The 25,357-nt window shown below is 68.2% G+C and carries 23 protein-coding genes and 2 tRNA genes; 21 read left to right on the plus strand and 4 right to left on the minus strand.

Annotated features, from left to right (window positions below; genetic code table 11):
• The first annotated feature begins 118 nt into the window (after positions 1-118).
• Positions 119-550, plus strand: a complete 432-nt coding sequence (locus tag TSH64_RS07240; protein WP_109096162.1) for a GNAT family N-acetyltransferase — start codon at positions 119-121, stop codon at positions 548-550.
• Positions 551-617: 67 nt separating this feature from the next.
• Here the strand turns inward: TSH64_RS07240 and TSH64_RS35800 are convergent, their stop codons facing one another.
• Both TSH64_RS35800 and TSH64_RS07245 read right to left on the minus strand, forming a co-directional pair.
• The gene (locus TSH64_RS35800; protein ID WP_199237498.1) at positions 618-764 is read right to left on the minus strand and encodes a hypothetical protein; all 147 of its coding nucleotides are present in this window, start codon (positions 762-764) and stop codon (positions 618-620) included.
• 22 nt (positions 765-786) lie between these two features.
• Entirely contained in the window at positions 787-1,125 is a 339-nt protein-coding gene (locus TSH64_RS07245) for a hypothetical protein (RefSeq protein ID WP_109096163.1), read from the minus strand.
• 167 nt (positions 1,126-1,292) lie between these two features.
• Between TSH64_RS07245 and TSH64_RS07250 the strand changes: the two genes are divergently transcribed.
• The 3 genes from TSH64_RS07250 to TSH64_RS07260 are packed head-to-tail and all read left to right on the plus strand — an operon-like array spanning position 1,293 to position 4,156.
• The gene (locus tag TSH64_RS07250) at positions 1,293-2,276 is read left to right on the plus strand and encodes an NAD-dependent epimerase/dehydratase family protein (RefSeq protein ID WP_109096164.1); all 984 of its coding nucleotides are present in this window, start codon (positions 1,293-1,295) and stop codon (positions 2,274-2,276) included.
• A gap of 31 nt (positions 2,277-2,307) precedes the next feature.
• Positions 2,308-3,312, plus strand: a complete 1,005-nt coding sequence (locus TSH64_RS07255) for a glycosyltransferase family 4 protein (RefSeq protein ID WP_109096165.1) — start codon at positions 2,308-2,310, stop codon at positions 3,310-3,312.
• Between the two features lie 4 nt (positions 3,313-3,316).
• Positions 3,317-4,156 carry a glycosyltransferase family 2 protein gene (locus tag TSH64_RS07260; RefSeq protein ID WP_109096166.1) on the plus strand — a complete coding sequence of 280 codons (840 nt, stop codon included), beginning with the start codon at positions 3,317-3,319 and terminating at the stop codon, positions 4,154-4,156.
• On the opposite strand, the gene TSH64_RS07265 is transcribed toward TSH64_RS07260, so the two are convergent.
• A complete protein-coding gene (locus TSH64_RS07265; protein ID WP_109096167.1) occupies positions 4,118-5,167 on the minus strand; it encodes a glycosyltransferase family 2 protein in 1,050 nt (349 codons plus the stop codon). The two genes, TSH64_RS07260 and TSH64_RS07265, sit on opposite strands and share 39 nt — an antisense overlap.
• A gap of 172 nt (positions 5,168-5,339) precedes the next feature.
• Between TSH64_RS07265 and TSH64_RS07270 the strand changes: the two genes are divergently transcribed.
• The 10 genes from TSH64_RS07270 (at position 5,340) to egtB (ending at position 16,544) form a co-directional block, all read left to right on the plus strand.
• Positions 5,340-6,284 carry an SDR family oxidoreductase gene (locus tag TSH64_RS07270; RefSeq protein WP_109096168.1) on the plus strand — a complete coding sequence of 315 codons (945 nt, stop codon included), beginning with the start codon at positions 5,340-5,342 and terminating at the stop codon, positions 6,282-6,284.
• Between the two features lie 76 nt (positions 6,285-6,360).
• Positions 6,361-8,295, plus strand: a complete 1,935-nt coding sequence (locus TSH64_RS07275) for a nucleoside-diphosphate sugar epimerase/dehydratase (RefSeq protein ID WP_109096169.1) — start codon at positions 6,361-6,363, stop codon at positions 8,293-8,295.
• A gap of 161 nt (positions 8,296-8,456) precedes the next feature.
• Positions 8,457-8,531: transfer RNA gene (locus tag TSH64_RS07280), tRNA-Thr, on the plus strand.
• Between the two features lie 36 nt (positions 8,532-8,567).
• A tRNA-Thr gene (locus TSH64_RS07285) sits at positions 8,568-8,642 on the plus strand.
• 135 nt (positions 8,643-8,777) lie between these two features.
• Positions 8,778-9,857: a chorismate synthase gene (gene aroC, locus TSH64_RS07290; RefSeq protein WP_109096170.1), complete on the plus strand. Its 1,080-nt coding sequence runs from the start codon at positions 8,778-8,780 to the stop codon at positions 9,855-9,857.
• 7 nt (positions 9,858-9,864) lie between these two features.
• On the plus strand, positions 9,865-10,458 hold the full coding sequence (locus TSH64_RS07295) for a hypothetical protein (RefSeq protein WP_247872800.1): 594 nt from the start codon (positions 9,865-9,867) through the stop codon (positions 10,456-10,458).
• Positions 10,459-10,506: 48 nt separating this feature from the next.
• Positions 10,507-12,657, plus strand: a complete 2,151-nt coding sequence (rnr, locus tag TSH64_RS07300; RefSeq protein ID WP_109096171.1) for a ribonuclease R — start codon at positions 10,507-10,509, stop codon at positions 12,655-12,657.
• A gap of 391 nt (positions 12,658-13,048) precedes the next feature.
• Positions 13,049-14,617: a S41 family peptidase gene (locus tag TSH64_RS07305; protein WP_247872801.1), complete on the plus strand. Its 1,569-nt coding sequence runs from the start codon at positions 13,049-13,051 to the stop codon at positions 14,615-14,617.
• Positions 14,618-14,774: 157 nt separating this feature from the next.
• Positions 14,775-14,942 (plus strand): 50S ribosomal protein L33, encoded by a 168-nt coding sequence (rpmG, locus tag TSH64_RS07310; protein ID WP_012974790.1) that lies wholly within the window; start codon positions 14,775-14,777, stop codon positions 14,940-14,942.
• 228 nt (positions 14,943-15,170) lie between these two features.
• Positions 15,171-16,544: an ergothioneine biosynthesis protein EgtB gene (gene egtB / locus TSH64_RS07315; RefSeq protein ID WP_109096172.1), complete on the plus strand. Its 1,374-nt coding sequence runs from the start codon at positions 15,171-15,173 to the stop codon at positions 16,542-16,544.
• On the opposite strand, the gene TSH64_RS07320 is transcribed toward egtB, so the two are convergent.
• A complete protein-coding gene (locus TSH64_RS07320; RefSeq protein WP_109096173.1) occupies positions 16,468-17,853 on the minus strand; it encodes a PAS domain-containing protein in 1,386 nt (461 codons plus the stop codon). The two genes, egtB and TSH64_RS07320, sit on opposite strands and share 77 nt — an antisense overlap.
• A 591-nt stretch (positions 17,854-18,444) precedes the next feature.
• Between TSH64_RS07320 and TSH64_RS07330 the strand changes: the two genes are divergently transcribed.
• The 7 genes from TSH64_RS07330 to TSH64_RS07360 all read left to right on the plus strand — a co-directional run bounded on the left by TSH64_RS07330 (position 18,445) and on the right by TSH64_RS07360 (position 25,354).
• Positions 18,445-18,894 (plus strand): YceI family protein, encoded by a 450-nt coding sequence (locus tag TSH64_RS07330; RefSeq protein ID WP_098739305.1) that lies wholly within the window; start codon positions 18,445-18,447, stop codon positions 18,892-18,894.
• 123 nt (positions 18,895-19,017) lie between these two features.
• A complete protein-coding gene (locus tag TSH64_RS07335) occupies positions 19,018-19,413 on the plus strand; it encodes a CidA/LrgA family protein (RefSeq protein ID WP_109096175.1) in 396 nt (131 codons plus the stop codon).
• On the plus strand, positions 19,410-20,132 hold the full coding sequence (locus TSH64_RS07340; protein ID WP_098739303.1) for an LrgB family protein: 723 nt from the start codon (positions 19,410-19,412) through the stop codon (positions 20,130-20,132). The genes TSH64_RS07335 and TSH64_RS07340 overlap by 4 nt, the downstream gene beginning before the upstream one ends.
• A gap of 471 nt (positions 20,133-20,603) precedes the next feature.
• Positions 20,604-22,268 carry a 2-isopropylmalate synthase gene (gene leuA / locus TSH64_RS07345; protein ID WP_199237760.1) on the plus strand — a complete coding sequence of 555 codons (1,665 nt, stop codon included), beginning with the start codon at positions 20,604-20,606 and terminating at the stop codon, positions 22,266-22,268.
• 128 nt (positions 22,269-22,396) lie between these two features.
• A complete protein-coding gene (rfaD, locus tag TSH64_RS07350; RefSeq protein WP_109096177.1) occupies positions 22,397-23,383 on the plus strand; it encodes an ADP-glyceromanno-heptose 6-epimerase in 987 nt (328 codons plus the stop codon).
• Between the two features lie 11 nt (positions 23,384-23,394).
• Positions 23,395-24,216 carry a prolipoprotein diacylglyceryl transferase gene (gene lgt, locus TSH64_RS07355; protein WP_109096178.1) on the plus strand — a complete coding sequence of 274 codons (822 nt, stop codon included), beginning with the start codon at positions 23,395-23,397 and terminating at the stop codon, positions 24,214-24,216.
• A gap of 4 nt (positions 24,217-24,220) precedes the next feature.
• On the plus strand, positions 24,221-25,354 hold the full coding sequence (locus TSH64_RS07360; protein ID WP_247872802.1) for an SAM-dependent methyltransferase: 1,134 nt from the start codon (positions 24,221-24,223) through the stop codon (positions 25,352-25,354).
• Positions 25,355-25,357 lie beyond the last annotated feature (3 nt).

Genomic DNA, 25,357 nt, shown 5'->3' on the forward strand with positions numbered 1-25,357 from the left:
GCTGGTTTGTAGCCGAGCACGCGGCGGCGCTCAAGGAAAGGTGGGCCGCTTGGCGCGCATGGACGGTTCTTTATCACGGCGCTGGTCTTCGCCGCCGCGGCGTCTAAGCTCGGCATCCATGAGCCAGAACTTCATCCTGTCCGTGACGGACACCCCCGCCCCGGCCGACCTGGCCGGAATCTACGAGGGCCTGCGCGCCTACAACGAGGCGTCGCTCGGCCGCGCCTATGACCGCCGCGATCTGGTGGTTGCCGCCCGCGACACGGACGGCGCGTTGAAGGGCGGTCTGGTCGGCTACACCAACTGGGACTGGCTGTATGTCGACCTGCTGTGGGTGGACGACTCCACGCGCGGCAGCGGTCTCGGCGGCCGGTTGCTGGCCGCGGCGGAGGCGGAGGCCAAGGCCCGCGGCTGCCGCTGGTCGCGGCTCTACACCTACGATTTCCAGGCGCCCGGCTTCTACCCGAAGCAGGGCTACGAAGTCTGGGCGGAGATGGAGGGTTATCCGCCGGGGCACAGGCAGATCTGGTTCAGGAAGGATTTGGCCTGAACGGTTTGGCCTGGGCGGAATCGTCCCTCCCCCCAAGCACGGGAGAGGGACGATTCCGGGAGAGGGACTATTCCCCCCGCTGCCGCGCCTGTTCCTTGCGCTTGCGCAGGTTCTCGCGCAGGCGGGCGGCAAGGCGTTCGTCGCGGCCCGATGCCGCCGGCTTCGGCTTCACCGGGGCCGGCGGCGGGGCCGAGGTTTCGGCGGTGTCGTCCATCGGCGCGGCTCCGCCCCGGATGTCAGTGGTCGGAATGGTGCAGGATCTGGTCGCGCAGCCCGGTGTCGTACTCGACGCCGGCAGCCGTCAGGATCGCGGCGGCGGGCGTGCGCTTCACGATGCCCTTGCGCTCCAGGATGGTCCAGACCGCGTCGTTCTGCAGGCCGGTGGCGTCCTTGGCGGCGACCACGGCATGGCCGAGATGGAAATGGTTGCCGTGGGCATGCGGCAGCGAGGTGATCTGGAAACCACCCTCCTCGTCCTCGGCCGGCTTGTTCTCCAGGCGGGCGATCTCCTGCAGCAGGGTCAGGGTGCGCAGTTGCAGCGGGTTCAGGTTCAGCGGATTCTTCTTCGGGGGCATCGATCGTCCCATCGGTCCTGATGTGTCGCGGTCGCGCAGTAGACCGGCAGGGCGGATGGGCTGTCAAGCGTGCGAACCGGTCACCGGAGGCCCGTGGATGGAGGCTGGCGCGCCAACCTCCGCTGGGGCATAAGACCGACGGACTATCTTCATAAGGGTGTCGGACCATGACCATCCTCGTCACCGGGGCCGCCGGCTTCATCGGATCGCATGTCGCGGCTGCGCTGCTGGACCGCGGGGAGAGCGTTCTCGGCATCGACAACCTGAACGGCTATTACGCGGTGGCGCTGAAGGAGGCGCGGCTGGCCCGGTTGACCGGCCGCGACGGATTCCGTTTCATCAAGGCCGACATCTCCGACCGCGCGACGGTGGAGGGTCTGTGGCCGCAGCTCAATGATGTGACCGGCGTCGTCCATCTGGCAGCACAACCGGGCGTACGTTACTCCATCGAGAACCCCTATGCCTATGTCGACGCCAACGTCACCGGTCAGGTGACGCTGCTGGAGGCGGCGCGGCGCATGCCGGGCTTGCGGCATTTCGTCTATGCGTCGACCTCGTCGGTCTATGGCGCCAACCGCAAGATGCCCTTCTCGGTGGAGGACCGCGTCGACAGCCCGGTCTCGGTCTATGCCGCCACCAAGAAGGCGGCGGAAATGCTGGCCTTCACCTACAGCCATCTCTATCAGCTGCCGATGACCGGTCTGCGCTTCTTCACGGTCTACGGTCCGTGGAGCCGCCCGGACATGGCGACATGGCTGTTCGCCGACGCCATCACCGCCGGCCGGCCGATCCGCGTCTTCAACGACGGCAAGATGAAGCGCGATTTCACCTACATCGATGACATCGTCGCCGGCGTGCTGGCCGCCCTCGACCGCCCCGCCCCGGTGGATGCGGAAACCGGCGCCCCGCACCGCGTCTTCAACCTCGGCAACAACCGCTGCGAGGAATTGATGCGCTTCATCGGCGTGCTGGAGCAGGCTTTGGGCCGCGAGGCGGTGAAGGTGATGGAGCCCATGCAGGCCGGTGACGTGCACGAGACCGCCGCCGACATCGAATTGAGTCGCCAACTGCTTGGCTTCGAGCCCAAGACCCCCATTGAGATCGGCCTGCCCCGCTTCGTGGAGTGGTACAAGGGCTACCACAAGCTCTGACCGTCCCCTTTCCTCCACCATCCGAGCCACCATGACCTCCACCGCCTATTCGACCGCGCTGATCGGTGTCTTCCTGCTGTGTCTGGCCGTCGGCTGGTATCTGTCGACGCGGGTGCTGCGCTATCTCCTCGCCAGCAGCATCCTGGACATCCCGAACGAACGGTCGAGCCATCAGGCCCCCACCCCGCGCGGCGGCGGATGGGCGGTGATGCTGACCGTGGTGCCGGTCTTCGCCATCGCCGGACTCGTCCTGGGGCGGCCGCTGGAGACCGGGGCCGTTCTGCTGGGCACGCTGGCCCTGATGGGAGTGTCGTGGATGGACGACCGGCGCACCTTGTCGCCGCTGCTGCGGCTGGCGGTGCAGGCGCTGGCGGTGGCATTTGGGCTGCTGACGCTGCCTGCCGACCAACTGGTCTGGCAGGGCTGGCTGCCCTGGGGCCTGGACCGGGCGGCGACTGCCTTTCTGTGGCTGTGGTTCGTCAATCTCTACAATTTCATGGACGGCATCGACGGGCTGGCCGGCAGCGAGACCATCCTGATCGGCGGCGGCGTTGCGCTGGTGTCGCTGGTCATGGGCGATTTCGGCCTGACCGGGGTTGCCGGGGCGGCGCTGGCCGGAGCCGCGGCAGGCTTCCTGACCCACAACTGGCGGCCGGCGCGCATGTTCATGGGGGATGTCGGCAGCATCCCGCTCGGCCATATCCTCGCCTTTCTTCTCACCTCGCTGGCGGCGCGCGGCGACTGGGCGGCGGCGCTGATCCTGCCGGCCTATTACCTGACCGACGCCACCATCACGCTGCTGCGCCGCCTGCTGCGCGGCGAGAAGATCTGGCAGGCCCACCGCGAGCATTTCTATCAGAAGGCCGCCAAGGGCGTGGGCCGGCACGACCGTGTGGTGTTGACGATCATCGCCTACAGCCTCGTCCTGGTCGCCGCAGCACTGGCCGCCGGCAGCTTTGGCGCCTGGACGCTGGCACCGGGGGCGGTCGCCGTCGCACTGCTGCTGGCGACGCTGACCCGAATGGCGAAGGCGTGATCCGATGAGCAGCGCTTTCCTTGACCTGTCCGTCGTCCTCTACCATCCCGATCCGGAACTGCTGGCCCGCTCGCTCGGTACCATCGGTGCCGCCGCCGACCGGCTGGAGCAGGGGGCCGGCGTGCGGACCCGGCTGTGGATCGTCGACAATGGCGCGCCGGAGGGTAGCGACTCAGGCCCCAACCCATTCAAGGCGCTGCTCGACCGCTATGCGGAGACCGGCCGGCCGCCGGTGACGCTGATCGCCGGACACGGCAATGTCGGCTACGGCGCCGGCCACAATCTGGCGATCCGGCAGGGCGACGCGCCTTACCACCTGATCCTCAACTACGACATCCTGCTGGAGCCGGACGCGCTGCTGGCCGGCTGGCGCTACATGGAGGCGCATCCGCGCACCGTGCTGCTGACGCCCAAGGTGTTCGGCCCGTCGGGCGAGCAGGAGTTCCTGTGCAAGCGACGGCCGACCGTCCTGGATCTGGGGCTGCGCGCCTTCGCACCCGGATCCGTGAAGCGGATGTTCGCCCGGCGGCTCGACCGCTACGAGATGCGCGACATCACCCGCGACGCTGTCGTGACCGGGCTGGAGCAGGTCAGCGGCGCCTTCATGCTGTTCCGGCGCGAGGCGCTGACCCGGCTGGGCGGCTTCGACGACGGCTATTTCCTGTATTTCGAGGATTTCGACCTGTCGCGCCGGGCGATGGCGCTGGGAGAGATCGCCTATGTGCCGGATGTCCGCATGGTGCATTTCGGCGGCAAGGCGGCGCGCAAGGGCGGCGCGCACATCCGGATGTTCGCCCGCTCCGCCCTACGCTTTTTCAACACCCACGGCTGGCGGCTGGTCTGACCGGCGCGACAGCCGGCATCCCGGCCGGCCACGCGTCTTCAGCAGCAGCGGGTTCCAGGCGATCATGCGGGCAACCTGCCCAAGCGTCGCCTTGCGGTCGTGCTGGATGGCACGGCGCTTGGCGATCATCCCCGGCAGTCCGCGCAACGCGTCGCGGATGCCGCGGCCGATGGCGCCGGTGCGCCCGCTGCCCAGGCTGCGGAAGACCAGATAGACCACCAGCAGCGAATGGCCGAGGAAGGCCAGCGGCAGCAGCGGCAACGGCATGTTCTTCACCATCGTCCACACCAGGTTGCGGACGCCGTGATACTGGGCGAAGGTGCCGTACTGCTTGGACACGCCGCTGCTGACATGCTCGACCACCGCGTCGCCGACCTGCACCGCCGGTCCGCCGCTGAGCCGGATGCGGAAGCCGAGGTCGACATCCTCGCAATAGCAGAAGAAATCCTCGTCGAAACCGCCGACCGCCTCGAAATAGTCGCGCCGGTACATCGCCGCCGCGGCACAGGGCGAGAAGACCGCTCCGCTGTAATAGGGTGGCTTCAGCATGCGGCGGTAGTTGACCCGCCAGGCGAAGCCGAAGATCGAATACTGGTCGCCTTCGCCGTCGATCATCCGGGGATCGTGCGAGAAGAGCTGGGTCGAGCCGAACATCGCCACATCGGGCTGCGCATGGGCGGCGGCCTGCAGCCGCTCCATCCAGTCGCGGCGCGGAAAGGCGTCGGGGTTCAGCGTGACGATCCAGGGGACGGTGGCGCCGGCAGCACCGACATTGTTCGCCTTGGCGAAGCCGACATTCGTGTCCATCCGCACCATGCGAAAGCGCGGATCGGCGGGCAAGGCAATGCCGTCGACATCCTTTGAGGCATTGTCGACGATCACCACCTCGAAGGCGGGATCGGTCTGGTCGAGCAGACAGCCAATGACGCGATTGACGAAGTCTGCGCAATTAAAGCTGACGATGATGATCCGGCTGTGCCGATCATTTGCACCGTCGACGGTATGTGACATGTCTTGGTAGCGTCCTTATTCACGCGTCCCTCTCCAGCTTATAGCCATTCCGATCCCCGACCGAAAGCTGGAAAAGGGTCTTGGGGCTTTGTGCCGTGGCACCACCCGGCCAAACCGGATACTAAGGCATGCTTGACTGCACCAACCGAATCCAGCCCGGACCGTCCTTCCCATGCGCGTTCTCCTGACCGGCGCCACCGGCTTCGTCGGCCGCCACACCATCCCGCTGCTGGCCGCCCACGGGCACAGGGTGCGCGCCGCCCTGCGCACCCAGCAGGAGGGGCCATGGGAGCCGGCGGCGGTGGGCGACATCGGCCCCGGCACCGACTGGACCGCGGCGCTGGCCGGCATCGACGCGGTGATCCACATGGCGGCCCGCGTCCATGTGATGCGCGACAAGGCCGCCGAACCCCTGGCGGAGTTCCGCCGCGTCAACACCGCCGGCACGATCCGGCTGGCGGAGCAGGCGGCGGCGGCCGGGGTAAGGCGCTTCGTCTTCCTCAGCAGCATCAAGGCGATGGTGGATGAAAGCCGCCCCGCCCCGCTGGACGAGGCGACGATGCCCGATCCCCACAGCCCTTACGGCATCTCCAAGCTGGAGGCCGAACGCGGGCTGGCGGCGATCTCCGCCCGCACCGGCATGGAGGTGGCGGTGATCCGGCCGCCTCTGGTCTATGGCCCAGGCACGGCCGGCAACATGCGCGCCCTGGTCAAGCTGGTGGCGACCGGCCTGCCGCTGCCGCTGGGTGGCATCCACAACCGGCGCAGCCTGATCTATGTCGGCAACCTCGCCGACGCGGTGGTGACGGTGTTGGAACACCCCGACGCCGCCGGCCGGACCTTCCTGGTCCAGGATGGGGAGCCGGTTTCGACCGCCGATCTGGTGCGCGCCATCGCCGAAGCGCTCGGCCGACCGGCGCGGCTGGTCCCGGTGCCGCGCGGACTGATGGCGCTGGGAGCGGCGTTGACCGGCACCCGGGCGGTGTTCGACCGGCTGGCCGGCACGCTGACGGTGGATGACGGCCCCATCCGCGAAAGGCTCGGCTGGCGCCCGCCCCATGACCTTGCGTCCGGGTTGCGCGCCACCGCGGAATGGTTCAAAGCTTCCCGCGGCTGATTTCCGGGCTGGAACAGCCATGGCCGTTCCAGCCCGCCGGTTTCCACGGCCGAACGAATGAACAAGGTTTAGCGGCATGCGCATCCCGTCCGCACGGGCTTCCCTGGTTTTCCTGCACGATCTGGTGATGACCGGGGTCGCGTTGGTCGTCGCTCTCTACCTGCGGGTGGGCGGGTCCGCCTTCGGCCTGTATTTCGACGCCCTGACCATCGCGCTGCCGGTGCTGGTCGGCGTCTCGGCGGCGGTCTTCCTGCTGTTCGGGCTGTACCGCGGCATCTGGCGCTACGCCTCTATTCCCGATCTGATCCAGGTGGTGCGCGCCGTCACGGTGGCGGTCCTGTGCTTCGTGCTGGCGATGTTCCTGCTGACGCGCGCCGAACTGCTGCCGCGCTCCCTGCCGCCGATCCTGTGGCTGGTTCAGATGCTTCTGCTCGGCGGGCCGCGCTTCGCCTACCGTTTCCTGAAGGACCGCCGCTTCAGCTGGGCCGAGGCGGTGGAGGGCGTGCCGCGCATTCCCGTCCTGCTGCTGGGCGTCGGCGACGCGGCCGAGCTGTTCATCCGCTCGCTCGACCAGCCGGGCCAGTCGGCCTATCGCGTGGTCGGCATCCTCGACGACAAGGGACGGCGGGTCGGCCATGCCGTGCGCGGCGTGCCGGTGCTGGGCGGTCCCGACGATCTGGAGCAGGTGGTCCAGACGCTGGAGCGCAAGCACGAGCGGCCGCAGCGGCTGATCGTCACCAAGGGCAATGCCGAGCTGAAGGGATCGACCCTGCGCAGCCTGCTCGACCGGGCGGAGGCGCTGGGGCTGGTCCTGTCGCGCCTGCCCAGCCTGACCGAGTTCAAGTCGGCGCTCGGCGAGGGCAAGGGTGTCGAGGTTCGACCCATCGCGCTGGAGGACCTGCTGGGCCGGCCGCAGGCGGTGCTGGACCGCGGCGCCATTTCCGGACTGGTCGGCGGTCGGCGGGTGATCGTCACCGGCGCCGGCGGCACCATCGGCAGCGAGCTGGTCCGCCAGATCGCCGCGTTGGGGCCGGAACGGCTGATCCTGCTCGATGCCGGGGAGTTCAACCTCTACAGCATCGAGATGGAGGTGCGGGAGAGGTTCCCCGACCTCGATCCGCGCCCGGTGATCGCCGACGTGCGCGACCGCGACCGCATCATGCGCCTGTTCCAGGAGGAGCGCCCTGCCCTGGTCTTCCACGCCGCGGCGCTGAAGCATGTGCCGCTGGTGGAAGCCAACCCGTGCGAGGGCACGCTGACCAACGTCATCGGCACCCGCAACGTGGCCGATGCGGCGCGCGCCGCCGGCTGCCTCGCCATGGTGCTGATCTCCACCGACAAGGCGATCCGCCCGACCAGCGTGATGGGGGCGGCCAAGCGCTTCGCCGAGACCTATTGCCAGGCATTGGACGTGCTGCCGCCGCGCGACGGGACGGATCATGCTACCCGCTACATGACCGTGCGCTTCGGCAATGTGCTGGGTTCTTCGGGCTCGGTGGTGCCGCTGTTCACCCGGCAGTTGGCGAAGGGCGGTCCGCTGACCGTCACCCATCCCGACATGCGCCGCTATTTCATGACGGTGCGCGAAGCGGTGGAGCTGGTTCTGCAGGCCTCCGCCCATGGCGCCACCCGGGCGGAGGATCGCGGCAAGATTCTGGTGCTGGACATGGGCGAGCCGGTGAAGATCGCCGACCTTGCCCGCCAGATGATCCGGCTGGCCGGCTACCGCCCCGGAGTGGACATCGAGATCGCCTATACCGGCCTGCGTCCCGGCGAGAAGCTGTTCGAGGAAATCCTGACCGCGGCGGAGGCGCCGAGCCGCACCGAGGCCGACGGCGTCTTCCTCGCCTCCCCCCGGCTGATCGACTATGCGCTGATCAACCGCGCAGTGGGCGAGCTGGAAGCGGCTGCGCGGGCGGGAGATGGTGAACGTGTTCTGTCGATCCTCGGCACCGTCGTGCCGGATTTCCGCGCCGAAGCGGTGCTTCCGCCGGCCGCGACGCAGGCTTGATCCGGGCACTTGTTTCGGGCGCGAAAAAAAGTGAGTGGCGAAGTGATTTTAAGCGCTTGCATCCCTAAAAGGCCTGTGGCATAACCCGCGCCACTTCGGGGGGCGGTCAAGCCTGAACGCCTCACCCGGACGCATCGCCCCAGCGATGATCGGTTATCGGAGCTGCCGTAGCTCAGTGGTAGAGCACTCCCTTGGTAAGGGAGAGGTCGAGAGTTCAATCCTCTCTGGCAGCACCATTTCTCCGATCTTGCCACAAGGCGCCTGCATCTGGCGCTGCCGTAGCTCAGTGGTAGAGCACTCCCTTGGTAAGGGAGAGGTCGAGAGTTCAATCCTCTCTGGCAGCACCATTCCCCTCTTTTAAAAACCCCCTTAAAAATCAGCGCATCGCTTCCTTGACCTTGTCGCCGAAAGGCCGCAAGAAATCCGCGCAAATAGACGCTACGTCATTGATCCGCGCGGGTTCGTTTCGGGAGGATGTCACCATGGCCGGCAACAGCTTCGGCACGCTTTTCCGCTTCACCACTTGGGGCGAAAGCCACGGCCCGGCCATCGGCGTCGTCGTGGACGGCTGCCCGTCGCTGCTCGACCTCGTGGCGGAAACGGACATCCAGCCCTGGATGGACAAGCGTCGGCCCGGCCAGTCGCGCTACACCACCCAGCGCCAGGAACCCGATCAGGTGAAGATCCTGTCCGGCGTGTTCGAAGGCAAGACGACCGGCACGCCCATTTCGCTGCTGATCGAGAACACCGACCAGCGTTCCAAGGACTACAGCGACATCGCCGGCAAATTCCGCCCCGGCCATGCCGACTACACCTACTGGCAGAAATACGGCATCCGCGATTACCGCGGCGGCGGCCGCTCCTCGGCGCGGGAAACCGCCTGCCGGGTCGCTGCCGGCGCGGTGGCACGCAAGGTGCTGGGATCCGCCATCCAGGTGCGCGGTGCGCTGGTGCAGGTCGGCCCGCACAAGATCGACCACAGCCGCTGGGACTGGGCGGAGATCGACAATAACCCCTTCTTCTGCCCCGACCCGGTCGCCGCCACCCAGTGGGCCGAATATCTCGACGGCATCCGCAAGAGCGGCTCTTCGGTCGGCGCGGTGGTCGAGCTGGTGGCCTCCGGTGTGCCGGTGGGGCTGGGCGACCCGCTCTATGACAAGCTCGACAGCGACCTCGCCTGCGCGATGATGACGATCAACGCGGTCAAGGGCGTGGAGATCGGCAATGGCTTCGCCGCCGCCGAACTGACCGGCGAGGACAACGCCGACCAGATGCGCATGGGCGCCGACGGCCAGCCGCAGTTCCTGACCAACAATGCCGGAGGCATCCTGGGCGGCATCTCCACCGGGCAGGACATCGTCGTGCGTTTCGCGGTCAAGCCGACCAGCTCGATCCTGACGCCGCGCCAGACGGTGGACACCGCCGGCAACGACACCGACATCCTGACCAAGGGCCGTCACGACCCCTGCGTCGGCATCCGCGCCGTGCCGGTGGGCGAGGCGATGATGGCCTGCGTCCTGGCCGACCATCTGCTGCGCCGGCGGGCGGAACGACGGGAGTGACCATCCGATGCCCGGCCAGATGCCCGGACGCCGCCACGGACAGCGCCTGATCACAGCCCTGGCGATGTTGGCCGCCATCGCCGCTGCCGCTCCGGCGGCGATGGCGGAAGGCAAGCCGTTCCGGGAGTTCGACGAGAGCTTCAAGAGCTGGAAGCTCTACTGTCAGCTCTGGTCCGGCACACGGCAGGTCGAGTGCGAGCTGTCCGCCCGCGGCGTCAACGACCGCACCGCCCGGCTGGTCTGGCTGCGCTCGACCGAGCGCTGGCGCGAGGGGCTGCGCTTCCGCGTCTCCCCTGAATCGCTGGATTTGGACAGGCTGGTCCGCATTTGGGCCGACCGGGCGGTGTTCAAGCCCGATTCCCCCTGCAAGCCCTTCCGCTTCGAAACCAACACCTGCGCCATGACCGATCCCGACCTGAACCGCCGCATGGTGGAAAAGATCGCCCCGGCACCGGAGGTTTCCATCGTCGGCCAGTCGCCGGCCGGGGAGAAGACGGAGGTCCGCTTCCCGCTGGCGGGATTCCGCGAGGCGCTGGAGCGCAGCGACGCCATCCGGGCGATGGTCGGCCGCAGCTGGGCGACGAGCCTCGGCGGCGATTGATCCCTATATAGCCATACCTGCGACAAGAACCGACGGACCCCCCGCCCAGTGACCGACAGCCATTTCCCCAGCAAGGACGCCATCCTCGCCTTCATCCGGTCCAGCACCACCCCCGTCGGCAAGCGCGAGATCGCCCGCGCCTTCAAGCTGTCCGGATCGGCCGACCGGGAAACGCTGAAGGATCTGCTGCGGAGGCTGGAGGCGGACGGGACGGTGGAGCGCGGGCGCAACAAGCGCATGGCCCCGCCGCAGTCCCTGCCCGCCGTCGCGGTTCTGCTGGTCACCGGGGTCGATGCGGACGGCGAGCTTGCCGCCCGGCCGCTGACCTGGACCGGCGAGGGCAACCCGCCGCGCATCTTCCTTCTGCCGGAGAAGAAGTCGCGGGGAGAGGAAAAGCCGTTGGCGGTCGGCGACACGCTGCTGGCGAAGCTCGCCCGCATCAACGACCGCCTCTACGAAGCCCGCGTTATCCGCCGCATAGATGGGGAACGCGAAGGCCGCATCCTCGGCGTCTACCGGCCGAGCGCCGATGGCGGGCGCATCCTCCCGACCGACCGCCGCCACAAGACCGAGTTTTTGGTGCTGCCGCCCAACCGCGGCGATGCCGAGCCGGGCGACCTCGTCTTCGCCGACATCCTGCCGGCCGGACGCGCCGGCCAGCCGCAGGCCCGTGTGGTCGAGCGGCTGGGCTCCACCGACGAGCCGCGCGCCTTCAGCCTGATCGCCATCCACGCCCACGGCATCCCCACTGTCTTCCCGCACGCAGCCTTGCGTGAGGCGGAACTGGCGGCGGTGCCGGCGCTGATGCAGCGGGAGGATCTGCGCGACATCCCGCTGGTGACCATTGACGGCGCCGACGCCCGCGATTTCGACGATGCCGTGTGGGCGGAGGCCGACGGCGATCCGGAGAATCCGGACGGCTGGCACCTGATCGTCGCCATCGCCGACGTGTCCTATTATGTGCGCCCCGGATCGGCGCTGGACCGCACCGCCTACGAGCGCGGCAACTCCGTCTATTTCCCCGACCGCGTCGTGCCGATGCTGCCGGAGGCGCTGTCGAACGGCCTGTGTTCGCTGCGGCCGGGAGAGGATCGCGCCTGTCTGGCCTTTCACCTGTGGATCGACCGCAACGGTGTGCTGGTCCGGCATCGTCTGGTGCGCGGATTGATGCGGTCGGCGGCACGGCTGACCTATGAACAGGTGCAGGACTGCCATGATGGCCGGCCGGACGAGGTGACGGGGCCGCTCGCCGACGGCGTGATCGCCCCGCTGTTCGGCGCCTATGCCCGGCTCGCCGCCGCCCGTGCCAAGCGCGGCACACTGGAGTTGGACCTGCCCGAGCGCCGGGTCCACATCGACGAGCGCGGCCGGGTCGCCGAGATCGTCAGGCGCGAGCGCCACGATAGCCACCGGCTGATCGAGGAGTTCATGATCGCCGCCAACGTCGCGGCGGCGGAGGTGCTGGAGCGGCGCACCATGCCCGGTCTCTTCCGCATCCATGACCGGCCCTCGATGGAGAAGATGGAGGCGCTGCGTGGTTTCCTCGCCGGGATCGGCCACCCGCTGACCAAGAGCGCCGACCTGACGCCCGACCACTTCACCCGCATCCTGCGCAAGGTGGAGGGGACATCGCACGCACCGCTGGTCAGCGAGGTGGTCCTGCGCGCCCAGGCCCAGGCCGCCTACAGCCCGGACAACATCGGCCATTTCGGGCTGGCCCTGCACCGTTACGCCCATTTCACCTCGCCGATCCGCCGCTATGCCGACCTGATCGTCCACCGCGCGCTGATCCGCACGCTGGGGTTGGGCGTCGGCGGGCTGGACGACGAGACGCTGGGCCGGCTGGCGGAGATCGGGGACCATCTGTCAGGCACCGAGCGCCGCGCCGCCACCGCCGAGCGCGACGCGGTGGACCGCTACACCGCCGCCTTCCTGGCCGACCGCATCGGAGAACGCTTTAGCGGCCGCATCTCCGGCGTCAGCCGCTTCGGGCTGTTCGTGCGGCTGGACGAGAGCGGCGCCGACGGGCTGGTTCCGGCCAGCAGCCTGCCCGACGACCGGTACGACCATGACGAGGCCGCACACACCCTGGTCGGGCAGCGTACGGGGCGCACGTACCGCCTCGGCAACCCGGTCAAGGTGGTGCTGGTGGAGGCCGATCCGGTCAGCGGCAGCACGCTTTTCCGTCTGACAGACTGAAGCCTGACTTGAGGGCCATTCCAGACCCGTTGCAGAATGGCAACGCTTGAGCCGGGATGCCGTCCAGGGGGCGACTCGTGGGCAGGCCAAGGTTCCGTGGCACCCGCGCCATACAAGCGTGGCCTTGGCGACACAGGATTGGACAATCCGCAACATTGTGGTGCGGCCCGCAATTTTGTCCCGCCCGCCCTCCTGAACGAAGGTGTATCTATCACCCATCCGGGATCGGGAACATCCTCCTCCGGTCCGGCTGCAGGAAAGGGAGGCCGCGGTTCGCCCCATGGCCCAGTTCGATCACAACGTGTGCGATCACGGCGTGTGCGACCAGAATGCACCGTCCCACGTGCCGTCTTTTCGGATCCCCGTCCTATCGGGCACCCTGATTTCAGGTGTGGCGCGCCGCTTCAGCCGCCCGCTTCGTCATCTGGCCTTCCAGTTTTCCGCCGCAGCCCTTCTCGCCACCACCGCTCTCGCCGGAACCCCGCAGGCCGCGAGCACCGCGCCGCAGCCGGTGACGGAACAGGTTTTCTCCGTCGGCTTCTCCAAGATCGCCGAAGTCTATCTGGAGCCGGTGTCCTTCAACCGCCTGGGAATTGACGGGTTGAAGGGGCTGACCGCGCTCGACCCCTCGGTGACGGTGGAGCATGCCGGCAGCACCGTACGCCTGTACGTGTCGGGCGCCCTGGCGGCGGAGTACGGCACCGCCGCCGATGGCGACGCCGCCGGCTGGGCGGTTCTGACCACCCGCATCATCGACCGCGCCCGCGTCTATTCCCCCACCCTGGCGAAGGCGACGCCGGAGCGGCTGTATCAGGTGGTGTTCGACGGCGTCACCGCCGATCTCGACGGCTATTCCCGCTACACCGGCGTCCAGCGCGCCAGCAACGAACGCGCCCAGCGCGAGGGGTATGGCGGCGTCGGCCTGTCGTTGGACACCACATCCAATGGTCGCGTCATCGTGCATGACGTGATGCCGCACAGCCCGGCCGAGCGCGTCGGCATCGTCGACGGCGACCAGCTTCTCGCCATCGACGGCGACCTGACGACGCGAATGAGCGCGGCGGACATGCGCGAGCGGCTGCGCGGTCCCACCGGCACGCTGGTCACGCTGACCGTCGCCCGCGACAATGGCGCCCCCCGCCGGCTGCCGCTGCGCCGCGAGCGGGTGGTGCCGAACACCGTCACCTATTCGCTGTCCGGCGACGTCGGCATCGTCAAGCTCGACCGCTTCAACGCCACCACGGCCTCCAGCCTGCGGTCGGCGGTGACATCCATCCGTCAGGCGGCGGGGCCGACGCTGCAAGGCATGGTTCTCGACCTGCGCGGCAATCCGGGCGGGCTGCTGGACCAGGCTGTCGCGGTCGCCGACCTGTTCATGCGCCGCGGCCGGATCATCTCCACCGAGGGGCGCAACCCCGAAAGCCGCCAGCGCTTCGACGCCAACCCCGACGACCTGCTCGACGGGCTGCCGCTGGTGGTGCTGGTCGACGGCCGCTCCGCCTCGTCGGCCGAGGTGGTGGCGGCGGCACTGCAGGACTCGGGCCGCGCGGTCGTGGTCGGCGCCTCCAGCTATGGCAAGGGCAGCGTCCAGACGGTCAACCGCCTTCCCAACGATGGCGAGCTGTTCCTGACCTGGAGCCGCATCTACACCCCGGCCGGCTATACCCTGCACCGCCAGGGCGTCCAGCCCACCGTCTGCACCAGCCGGGCCGGCCAGACCGACCCGGAAGCCCTGCTGTCCGACCTGCGTGAGGGGCGTCTGCGCCCGGCGCAGGTGGCGAGCTGGCGGTCCAAGGCGGCCGACGACGAGCATGCGCTGAGCGCCCTGCGCGAAGCCTGCCCGTGGAAGGAGCACGAGCCGGAACTGGACCTGAAGGTCGCCATGCGCCTGCTGGCCGAGCCGGGGCTGTACCAGCGCGCCGTCGCCACCGCCGTGGTCAACACGGTGGCGGAGCGCTGACACCGGTTTCGGGGACGTCGCTGTGGCAATCGCCGTCGGACGCCAGATTCACCGCCCATAGGGCTTGACATTGCGGCGTCAGACGGTATTTTCCGCCGCTAACGACGCCGCCCCCGCCGGGCCGGCGGGGCACGGATTTTTTGTCGGGATCGAGATCATGGCCAAGCAGAACACCGTCCTCATCAAGCTGGTGAGCACGGCTGACACCGGTTTCTTCTACGTGAAGAAGAAGAACCCGAAGAAGACCACCGAGAAGCTGTCGTTCCGCAAGTACGACCCGGTGGCGCGCAAGCACGTCGAGTTCAAGGAAGCCAAGATCAAGTAAGTCTTGTCCGACACTGAGCTGTGCTTCGAGTGAACAAGGCCGCCTTCCGGGCGGCCTTTTCGTTTTTGGCCCCATGCGTCGCCGGTGCCATTCATCGGCCATTCCAGATGCGGCGTCCGGTCGCAGCCGCTATTTGCGGTGACCGTTCCACCACGGATGCATGCATTCCAAAAGGGGCGTTCCGGGTGGACACTCTCCGAAGAGATCCGGATTTCGGAGGGACCGCCCGTGCCCGACACACATCCCATCCCGAGCGCAGGTCCGACCGCCGCGCATCTCCTCACCGAACGCCGGCAGTCCCTCGCAACCCGCTTTCAGAAGGCGCGTGCCCGCACCGCCGAACTGGTCGCCACCCTGTCGCCGGAAGACCAGATGGTGCAGACCGTTCCGGACGGCGCGCCGGCGAAATGGCATCTTGCCCACACCAGCTGGCTGTTCGAGGTGGCGGTGCTGATTCCCTTCAGCCCCGGCTACCGGCCGGCGGATCCGGCCGTCCTCGACCTGTTCGCCGCCAACAGCAACAGCGGTGCCCCGCCCACCCGCGTTCTGTCGCGCCCGACGGTGGCCGAGATCATGCGGCACCGCGACCAGATCAACGCCGCGGTGCTGCACCTGATCAACGGCATCGACGACAGACTTTGGGACCCGGCCGAGTCGGCATTGATGATGGCCATCGCCCACGAGCGGCGCCATCAGGAACGCATGCTGCTGCACATCAAGCATGCCCTGTGGAGCAACCCGCTGCGTCCGGCCTACGAGCAGGCGCCCGACCATCCGCATCTGGGTGCCCCACCCGACGGATGGCTGGAGCAGCCCGGCGGCCTCGTCGAGGTCGGCCGGCCGATGCCGTTGCCCGGATTCGACCATGAAAGCCCACGCCACCGCGTCTGGCTGGAGCCCTACCGGCTGGCCGCCCGCCCGGTGACCTGCGGCGACTATCTTTCCTTCATCGAGGCTGGCGGTTACGGCGACCGCTCCCTTTGGCTGTCCGACGGTTGGGAGATCGCAAAGGCCGAAGGTTGGAGCGCCCCACTCTACTGGCAGCGCGGCGACTCCGAGTCGGGCAGCCGCTGGCAGGTCTTCACCCTCTATGGCATACAGCCGCTCGATCCCGACGAGCCGGTCTGCCATGTCAGCTGGTACGAGGCCGATGCCTATGCCCGCTGGGCCGGCAAGCGCCTGCCGCGGGAGGCGGAATGGGAAGCGGTCGCCGCCGGCTGCGACAGCATGGGCAACCTGTTGGGCACCGGCCACCGCCATCCGCGCGCCGGCACCTGCCACGGGACCGGCCCCTGGCAGATGTGCGGCGACGTGTGGGAATGGACCGCCGACGCCTTCACGACCTATCCCGGCTACCTCCGCCCCCACGCCGGGAACAAGGCGGCTCTGGACGAGGCGGTCAACGGCCGGCTCGCCAGCAACCGCATGGTGCTGCGGGGCGGCAGTTGCCTTACCCCCTTCGACCATGCCGGTCCGTGGACGCGCCATTACCTGCGCCCGCAGACCCGGCTGTCGATGAGCGGGTTCAGGCTGGCGGAGGATATGCCGGCGACAGTTGCGCGTCGCCGCCGGCGACCAGCCCCCGTGCCTGCCCCTGGGTGACGACTCCGCGTTCCGTCAGGCGGGAGAGCAGCGCCACGGCAAGCTCGGCCTGGGCCAGCGCCTCGCCCTGGGGACCGTTGCGCGGGTGGCGGGGCAAGGCGAAGGCCTCCGCCAGACGGTCGGCCGATGCCCCGGCCAGGGCAGGGTCCAGCGCAGCCGCCAGCGCGCCGAGGTCGAGCGTCGGCGGCAGCGCCGGTTCGGCAATGCCGGCCAGGGCTGCCGACCGCGCCAGCGCGGCCACCGCCGAGTCGATGCCGATCCCGACCGCGATGCAGTTGTGCAGTGCCTCCTGGATCGCCGGCCACACCGCGGCGAAGGGGCGTTCGCCCGCCACCATGGCGGTGCCGATGCCGTGACGGGCCGTCGCCTCGGCCGGCACCGGTTCGACGGGGTCGATCAGCAACGCAAGCGACACCGTCCGAAAGATGCGCGACCCGACCAGCCGGACGGTACCGACCGCGATCGCCGGACCGCTGCCCGCCTCCATCCCCGCCGTCGCCACCCAAAGCGCAACGAACGGCAGGGCGGCCAACGGCTCCTCATCGCCGAGGGGGGTGGCGGGCTGGGCCGGGCGCAGGCTGAGCGTGCGCTTGCCGCTGAGGCCGGCGGCATGGGCCATGCCGCGGGCAGGGAAAGAGAGCAGAACACCGGCGCCGAGCCCAAGATCGGCCACACGCGCCGACAGCTCGCCGTCTTCGGTCCGGCGCAGCACGGCGGTGACGGGAACACCGCCGCCGCGCGCCCGCTCCATGGCGCGGGCCAGATCGTCACGCAGCAGCGACTTGCCGATGTCGGCCCCCTCCTCCACACCCAGCAGGCGGGCCGCGGCAGGGTTCAGCTGCTCCACCCGCCCCTGCTCGTCGAGGATCAGAAGGGGATCCTCGGACAGGGCCAGAGCCGCCCGCAAGGCCCGGTCGATGCGGCCGCCGCCCAGCGGACCATGACCGAATGGCCCATGACCGAGTGGGGTGCCGCCCAGCGGCCCCTCACCCAACCCGCGCTCGCCGCCGCGGGCAAGACTGACCGCCTCGGCCAAGCGCGCCAGTTCGCCGGACATCGGTTCGAGATCGACCCGGTTGCGGGCGCCCGACAGCCTGCCGGACAGGCGGTCGAGGTCGCGGAAATGGCGCGACAGTCGCGAGAAGACGAACCATACCGACAAAAGTCCGAGCCCGCAGATCGCCAGACCGCGGGTGAAGGCCGTTCGGTCGTCCGCCGCCAGCTGTGTGATCTCCACGCCCAGAAACACCAGCGCGGCCGCCGTCACGGCCAACCCCAGCATCACCACACGCCAAACGCCGCCCCTCATCGGGCCGTCTCCCCATCATTGCGCCCGGAGTCTAGCGGGCAGACGGGAAACGGAGAAGCCGCCCGCGTGTTCAGTGCATCAGGACGATGGTGCAGGCACCCTCACCTCGGCCATCAGGCCGGCCGGCAGAAGCGCCACCGCCGCAACAGCCGGCGCAATGTCCAGGAGCGACCGGGCCGGCCAGAGTCCCGTGGAACGGTCACGGGCAGGAGACGGAAAAGACGGCGTCGGCGGCTCCGGCCTGGAGGGACTTGGACCTGCCCAACCTGCCAACGGCGATGACGAACAACCCCTTAACGCGGCGCCCGAGGGCACCGCTTGGCTCACCTTTGACTCGGCACAGCTACGAATCACGGTGGTTTTTAAAGTCGAGACAGCGCTTCCCGCCCCTTGCTGCGGGCTTTACCCTTTGCCGCCGCGTCCGCGAATTTGGGTTACCGCCTTTGCGTAAAATACATAACAACTTGCGCCGCGATTTTTGCTGTCCTTCACCTGCATTTCTTGGTTTGCCTGCTTGTCGGATGATGCTAAGAGTGATGCATCCAATCAAAACACTCCTTTCCGCATAGGCAATTGCTTGGGAGGCCGGCAATGACTTTGGTCTATCGTCCCCTGCCCTATGGCGGGCACGAAGACCGGCGGACGGGTCGTCACCTGCTTCTGGTGGTCGCCCTGATCCTTGCCATTCCGACCGCGCTGGGCGCCGGTTGCACCGTCGATGCTCTGCGCAGCTATGCGGTGGAAGCCCGGCTGTCGCAGGCCGTCGATGCCGCCGCGCTGGCCGGCGGGCGCGTGATGTTCGACTCGCAGCGCGACGGACACATCCGCAGCTTCTTCGACAAGGCCTTTCCCAACGGCTTCCTCGGATCGAACCTGTCGCCCCTGACGATTGCCGAGGATGCCGCCGCCGGCACCCTGACGGTCAGCGCACACGCCACCGTCAACGCCATCTTCCTGCGCCTGTTCGGCAAGAAGGAAGTGACTGTGGAAGCGCAGTCCATCGTCCGCCGCGGCCAGCACGTCCGCAGCAAGCTGCAATAACCTCCCCACTTTCTGAACGGGCCTCATCGTCGATTCGCGACGCTCGCATTCGCGGAATGCAGCCCGGCGACTTCGCAACTGCGGTAGAAGGGACCCACAGCACCCCTTCCACCGGAGTCCGCGATGCTCGGAACCCTGACGCTCCTCCTGCTCTGCCAACTCGCCGGTGAACTGGCCGCCCGCCTGCTGCATCTGCCGGTTCCCGGCCCGGTGCTGGGCATGCTGCTGCTGTTCGCCGGGCTGCTGCTGCGCGGCGGCGTGCCGGACACGGTGCAGGACACGGCGGGCGGGCTCCTGCGCCACCTGTCGCTGCTGTTCGTGCCGGCCGGTGTCGGGGTGATGGTCCATGTCACCCGCCTTGAGACCGAGGCGCTGCCCATCGTCGCCGCCCTGTTCGGCAGCACCCTGTTCGGCATCGCGGTGACGGCAAAGCTGATGGCCTTCCTGTTGAGCCGCACCGATCCGCGGCTGGAAGAGGAGCCGGGGGCAGGGGAGCAGGTGAAGGGAGATCGGGCATGAGCGCCGATCTTCACCAGATCTGGGTCTATCTGTCCGCCAGCCCGCTGGCCGGGCTGACGCTGACGCTGGTCGCCTATCAGATCGGCCTGTGGGTCTTTGAAAAGCTGGGACGGCGCCCGGTGCTGAACCCGGTGCTGATCGCCGTCGTCCTGATCGCCGGCACGCTCAGCCTGTCCGGCATCGATTACCGCACCTATTTCGACGGCGCGCAGTTCGTCCATTTCCTGCTCGGCCCGGCCACGGTGGCGCTCGCCATTCCGCTCTATAACCAGTTCCAGGAGGTCCGCCGCTCGGCCCTGGCTCTGGTGGTGGCACTGCTGGTGGGGTCCGCCGCCTCGGCGTTGAGTGCCGTGGCGCTGGTCTGGGCGTTCGGAGGCAGCAAGGCGACCATCCTGTCGATGGCACCGAAATCCGTCACCTCCCCCATCGCCATGGGCGTGTCGGAGCAGATCGGCGGCCTGCCGTCGCTGACCGCGGTGTTCGTCATCATCACCGGCATCGTCGCCGCCAGCCTCGGCACCTGGGTGCTGAACCTTGTGCGGGTGAAGGACTGGCGCGCCCGCGGCTTCGGCATGGGCGTGGCGGCGCACGGCATCGGCACCGCGCGTGCCTTGCAGGTCAACGAGGTGGCGGGTGCCTTCGCCGGGCTGGGCATGGGGTTGAACGGGCTGGCAACGGCGTTGCTGCTGCCGACGCTGTACCACCTGATCTGGGGCTGACGCGTGAGGATGGGAAGGATGGAAGGAGCGCCGATGGTTGGTGCATCCCGCAGTCCGTTTTTCGCCAATCCGGGCTTGACAGCCATGCCGCACCTGCGCACAGTGCGCCCCATGAACACCATCGACCTGCAGAACGCCCTTCTTCGACTTCTCGGCCCGGCGCTTTAAGCGTCCGGGTTTGTCGCGTTCGCACACCAATTCCATCGGTCGAAGTGTCTGTTCCATGAGCGATGTTTTCAAAGGCGCCGGTATCGGCGTCGCCCGGCCGGGGCCGGGACTGCGACTTACCGACGGTCGCTGAGCCACATCCGGCGGCTCCGCGGCCGTACCCATCGCCGGTCCCTCCGCCTTTCAAAATCCGATCCGCCGCCCCCGCCCGCACAGAATACCGGGCCCCGGGGGCCGCCACTGGAGCCGAACGACGCCATGAGCACCGCGACCCAAACCAACACCGCGACCAACATTCCAGCTCTGCCGAAGTCCCCGTCCAAATACGCCCCCTTCCCCCAGGTGAAGCTGACCGACCGCCAGTGGCCGTCGCGCACCCTGGACAAGGCGCCGATCTGGTGCTCGGTCGACCTGCGCGACGGCAACCAGGCGCTGATCGAGCCGATGGGGCCGGACCGCAAGCGCGCGATGTTCGACCTGCTGCTGCGCATGGGCTTCAAGGAGATCGAGGTCGGCTTCCCCGCCGCGTCGCAGACCGATTTCGACTTCTGCCGCGAGATCATTGACGGCAACAAGATCCCCGACGGCGTCACCATCCAGGTGCTGACCCAGGCGCGCGAGGAGCTGATCCGCCGCACCTTCGAGGGCATCAAGGGGGCCAAGCGCGCCATCGTGCATCTGTACAACTCCACCTCGGAGCTGCAGCGCCGCGTCGTGTTCGGGTTGGACCGCCAGGGCATCGTCGACATCGCCGTCCAGGGTGCCAAGCTGATCAAGCAGTTGGCCGACGAGACCCCGGAAACCGAAATCGTCCTGCAATATTCGCCGGAGAGCTTCACCGGCACCGAACTGGACTTCGCCGTCGAGATTTGCGAGGCGGTGATGGAGGTCTGGCAGCCGACGCCCGAGCGCAGGATCATCCTGAACCTGCCCTCGACGGTCGAGATGTCGATGCCGAACGTCCATGCCGACCAGATCGAGTGGTTCTGCAAGACGATGAAGAACCGCGAGTCGGCGATCATCTCGCTGCACCCGCACAATGACCGCGGCACCGGCGTCGCCGCGGCCGAGCTGGGGCTGCTGGCCGGCGCCGACCGCGTCGAAGGCACGCTGTTCGGCAACGGCGAGCGCACCGGCAACGTCGACGTCGTCACGCTGGCGCTGAACATGTTCACCCAGGGCGTCGATCCGGAACTGAACATCGACGACATCAACGAGATCGTCCGGGTTTCCGAATACTGCACGCAGCTGCCGGTCCATCCGCGCCACCCCTATGCCGGCGAACTGGTGTTCACCGCCTTCTCCGGCTCGCACCAGGACGCGATCAACAAGGGGCTGAAGGCGCTGACCAAGTCCAACACCGGCAAGTGGGAGGTCCCGTACCTGCCCATCGACCCGCAGGATTTGGGCCGCAGCTACGAGGCGGTGATCCGCATCAACAGCCAGTCCGGCAAGGGCGGCATCGCCTATGTGCTGGAGAAGGACTACGGCCTGCAGATCCCGCGCCGCCTGCAGATCGAATTCTCCAAGGTCGTGCAGCGCGTCGCCGACGAGACCGGCAAGGAACTGTCGCCCGCCGACATCCACGCCGCCTTCCAGGCCGAGTATCTGGACGCCGACAGCCCGCTGGAGCTGGTCGAGCATTCGACCGAGCCGCGCGGCCCGAACTCCGGTGCCCGTGCCATGAGCGTGGTGATGCGCCGCAACGGCGAGATCATCACCACCAAGGGCAAGGGCAACGGCCCGATCGACGCCTTCCTGGACGCCCTGCGGCAGGGTTGCGGCACTGACCTGCATGTCGTCGATTACCGTGAGCACGCCATCGGCTCCGGCGAGGACGCCCAGGCCTGCGCCTATGTCGAGGTGAAGACCGGCGACAGGACGCTGTTCGGCGTGGGCATCGACGCCGACATTGTCACCGCCTCGCTGCGGGCCCTGGTCAGCGCCGCGAACCGCGCGACGCGGTAAGGGCTCATCGTTGCGGCCCCCTCCTTCCCGCTCCTGCAAGCGGGCGGTGGGGGGCCATTGACTTGCTCCCACCGCCCCACCCGCCTATAAGTCCCCACGAAACGCGTCGAGCAACAGCGGACAGCGCTATGATCGTGGTCACCGGCGGGGCCGGCTTCATCGGGTCCAACCTTGTCGCGGCTCTGGCTGCGCGCGGCATCACCGACGTGGCGGTCGTCGACCGCTTCCGTGACGGCGAGAAGTGGCAGAATCTCGCCAAGCGTGAGGTCGCGGCCCTGGTGCCGCCCGAGCAGACGCTGGCCTTTCTCGACCAGCATGCCGCCGAGATCGACACCGTCTTCCATCTCGGCGCCATCTCCGCCACCACCGAGCGGGACGTCGACAAGATCGTCGCCAACAACGTCGCGCTGACGCTCGATTTGTGGCGCTGGTGTTCCTGGCGCGGATGCCGGCTGATCTACGCCTCCTCCGCCGCAACCTATGGCGATGGCTCCGCCGGTTTCGACGATGACGGCTCCTGCGACGGGCTGGCGCGGCTGCGGCCGCTGAATGCCTATGGCTGGTCCAAGCATCTGGTCGACCGCCGCATCGCCCGCGCCGTCGCCGGCGGCGACCTCGTGCCGCCGCAATGGGCCGGGCTGAAATTCTTCAACGTCTACGGCCCGAACGAAGCCCACAAGGGCGACATGATGAGCGTGATCGCCAAGCTGCATCCGCAGTTGACGGCTGGCCAGCCGGCGCGCCTGTTCAAGTCGCATAAGGACGGCTTCGAGGATGGCGGCCAACTGCGCGACTTCATCCATGTCGACGACTGCGTCGCGGTGATGCTGTGGCTCTACGACCATCCCGATGTCAGCGGCCTGTTCAACGTCGGAACCGGCAAGGCGCGCAGCTTCAAGGATCTGGCGCTGGCGACCTTCGCCGCGCTGGGACTGCCTCCCCGGATTGAGTACTTCGAGATGCCCGAGCATCTGCGCGGCAAATACCAATATTTCACGCAGGCGACGACGGATCGCCTGCGCGCCGCCGGATTCGACCAGCCCTTCACCGAGCTGGAAGAGGGTGTCCGGCGCTATGTGCAGGATTTCCTGTCGCAGCCCGACCCGTATCGCTGACCGGAGTTCCCATGCTCGCCACCCTTCCCGTCGTGGCCTTTCCCACCATCGACCCGGTCGCCTTTTCCGTCGGCCCGGTCGTCGTCCGCTGGTATGCGCTGGCCTATCTGGCCGGCTTCGTGCTGGGCTGGCGCTATTGCATGGGGCTGGCGCGGCTCGATCCCGGCCGCCGGCCGAACCCCGAGGAGTTCGACGACTTCCTGACCTGGGCGGTGATCGGCACCATCCTGGGCGGGCGGCTCGGCTATGTGCTGTTCTACAACCTGCCCTATTATCTGGAAAACCCGCTTGACGCGGTTCAGGTCTGGCATGGCGGCATGTCCTTCCATGGCGGCATGGTCGGCGTGCTGACCGCCATTGCGCTGTTCTGCTGGCGGCGCGGCATCTCGCCCTTCGTCTTCGGCGACATCATCGCCGCCTGTGCCCCCATCGGGCTGTTCTTCGGCCGCATCGCCAACTTCATCAATGGCGAGCTGTATGGCCGGCCGGCGCCCGATTTCGCCTATGCCATGGTCTTCCCGCGCGACCCGTTGCAGGTGCCGCGCCATCCCAGCCAGCTTTACGAGGCTGCCCTGGAGGGCGTGGTTCTGTTCATCCTGCTGGCAATCGCCATCCGCAGCCCGGCGCTGCGCAACCGGCCGGGCACGATCGGCGGGCTGTTCCTGATCGGCTACGGCCTGTCGCGCATCACGGTCGAGTTATTCCGCGAGCCCGACCCGCAGCTGGGCTTCCTGTTCGCCGGCGCCACGATGGGACAGCTGCTGTCGCTACCGATGGTGGCCATCGGCCTGTGGCTGGTCCTGCGCGGCCGGCGTCATGCCATTCCGGCCTGACGCCATGGCGGACGAAAGCGCCGGTCCGGAAACGCTGGCCCGCCTGCTGGCCCGCCGCATCGTGATGGACGGCCCGATGAGCGTCGGCGCCTTCATGGCGGAGGCGCTGGGCCATCCGCGCTTCGGCTATTACATGCGCCGCGACCCGTTCGGCAGCGGCGGCGACTTCACCACCGCGCCGGAAATCAGCCAGATGTTCGGCGAACTGGTCGGGCTCTGGTGCATCGACAGCTGGGCAAGGCTGGGCGGCCCCGGCCCGTTCCATCTGGTGGAGCTGGGTCCCGGCCGCGGAACGCTGATGGCCGACGCGCTGCGGGCGGCCGCGGTGCTGCCGCTGTTCCGCGACAACGCCATCGTCCATCTGGTGGAGACCAGCCCGTCCTTGCGGGAGCGGCAGCGCCAGACGCTGCACCCCGTCCTGGGCGACGCGGTCTACTGGCATGACCGGCTGGAGGATGTGCCGGACGGCCCGACCGTCCTGATCGCCAACGAGTTCTTCGACGCCCTGCCGATCCGGCAGGTGCAGAAGACCAACTATGGCTGGTTCGAGCGGTTGGTCGATGTCGAGCCCGACAGCACCGGGGACGATCCACGCTTCCGCTTCGTGTTGGAGGCCTTCGGCAGTTCCGGCAACCGGCTGGTGCCGGATGTGCTGCGTGAAGCGCCGGACGGCAGCGTCGTCGAGGTCTCCCCCGCCTCGCAGGCGGTGGCGCGGCTGATCGGCGCCCGGCTGGCCGCGGCCCCCGGTGCGGCGCTGGTCATCGACTATGGCTACGCCCACGGGCCGGCGGCCGGCGACACGCTGCAGGCGATGCGCCGCCATGCCTATGCCCCCGTGCTGGAGTCGCCAGGCGAAGCCGACCTGACGGCCCATGTCGATTTCGCCGCAATCGCCGCTGCGGCGCGGGAGGGCGGCGCCCAATCCTTCGGCGTGGTCGAGCAGGGCGAGTGGCTGACCCGGCTGGGCATCCGCCAGCGCGCATCCGCCCTGGCGGCGAAGGCCAGCCCGGCCCAGGCGCAGGACATCCGCGGCGCGCTGGACCGCTTGATCGATCCCTCGCAAATGGGCAGGCTGTTCAAACTGGCCGCGTTCGCCACGCCAGGAGCCTTCGCCGACTCTCCCCCGGCCGGCTTCTGACCG

The sequence above is a fragment of the Azospirillum sp. TSH64 genome (genome assembly GCF_003116035.1).
Classification (GTDB): domain Bacteria; phylum Pseudomonadota; class Alphaproteobacteria; order Azospirillales; family Azospirillaceae; genus Azospirillum.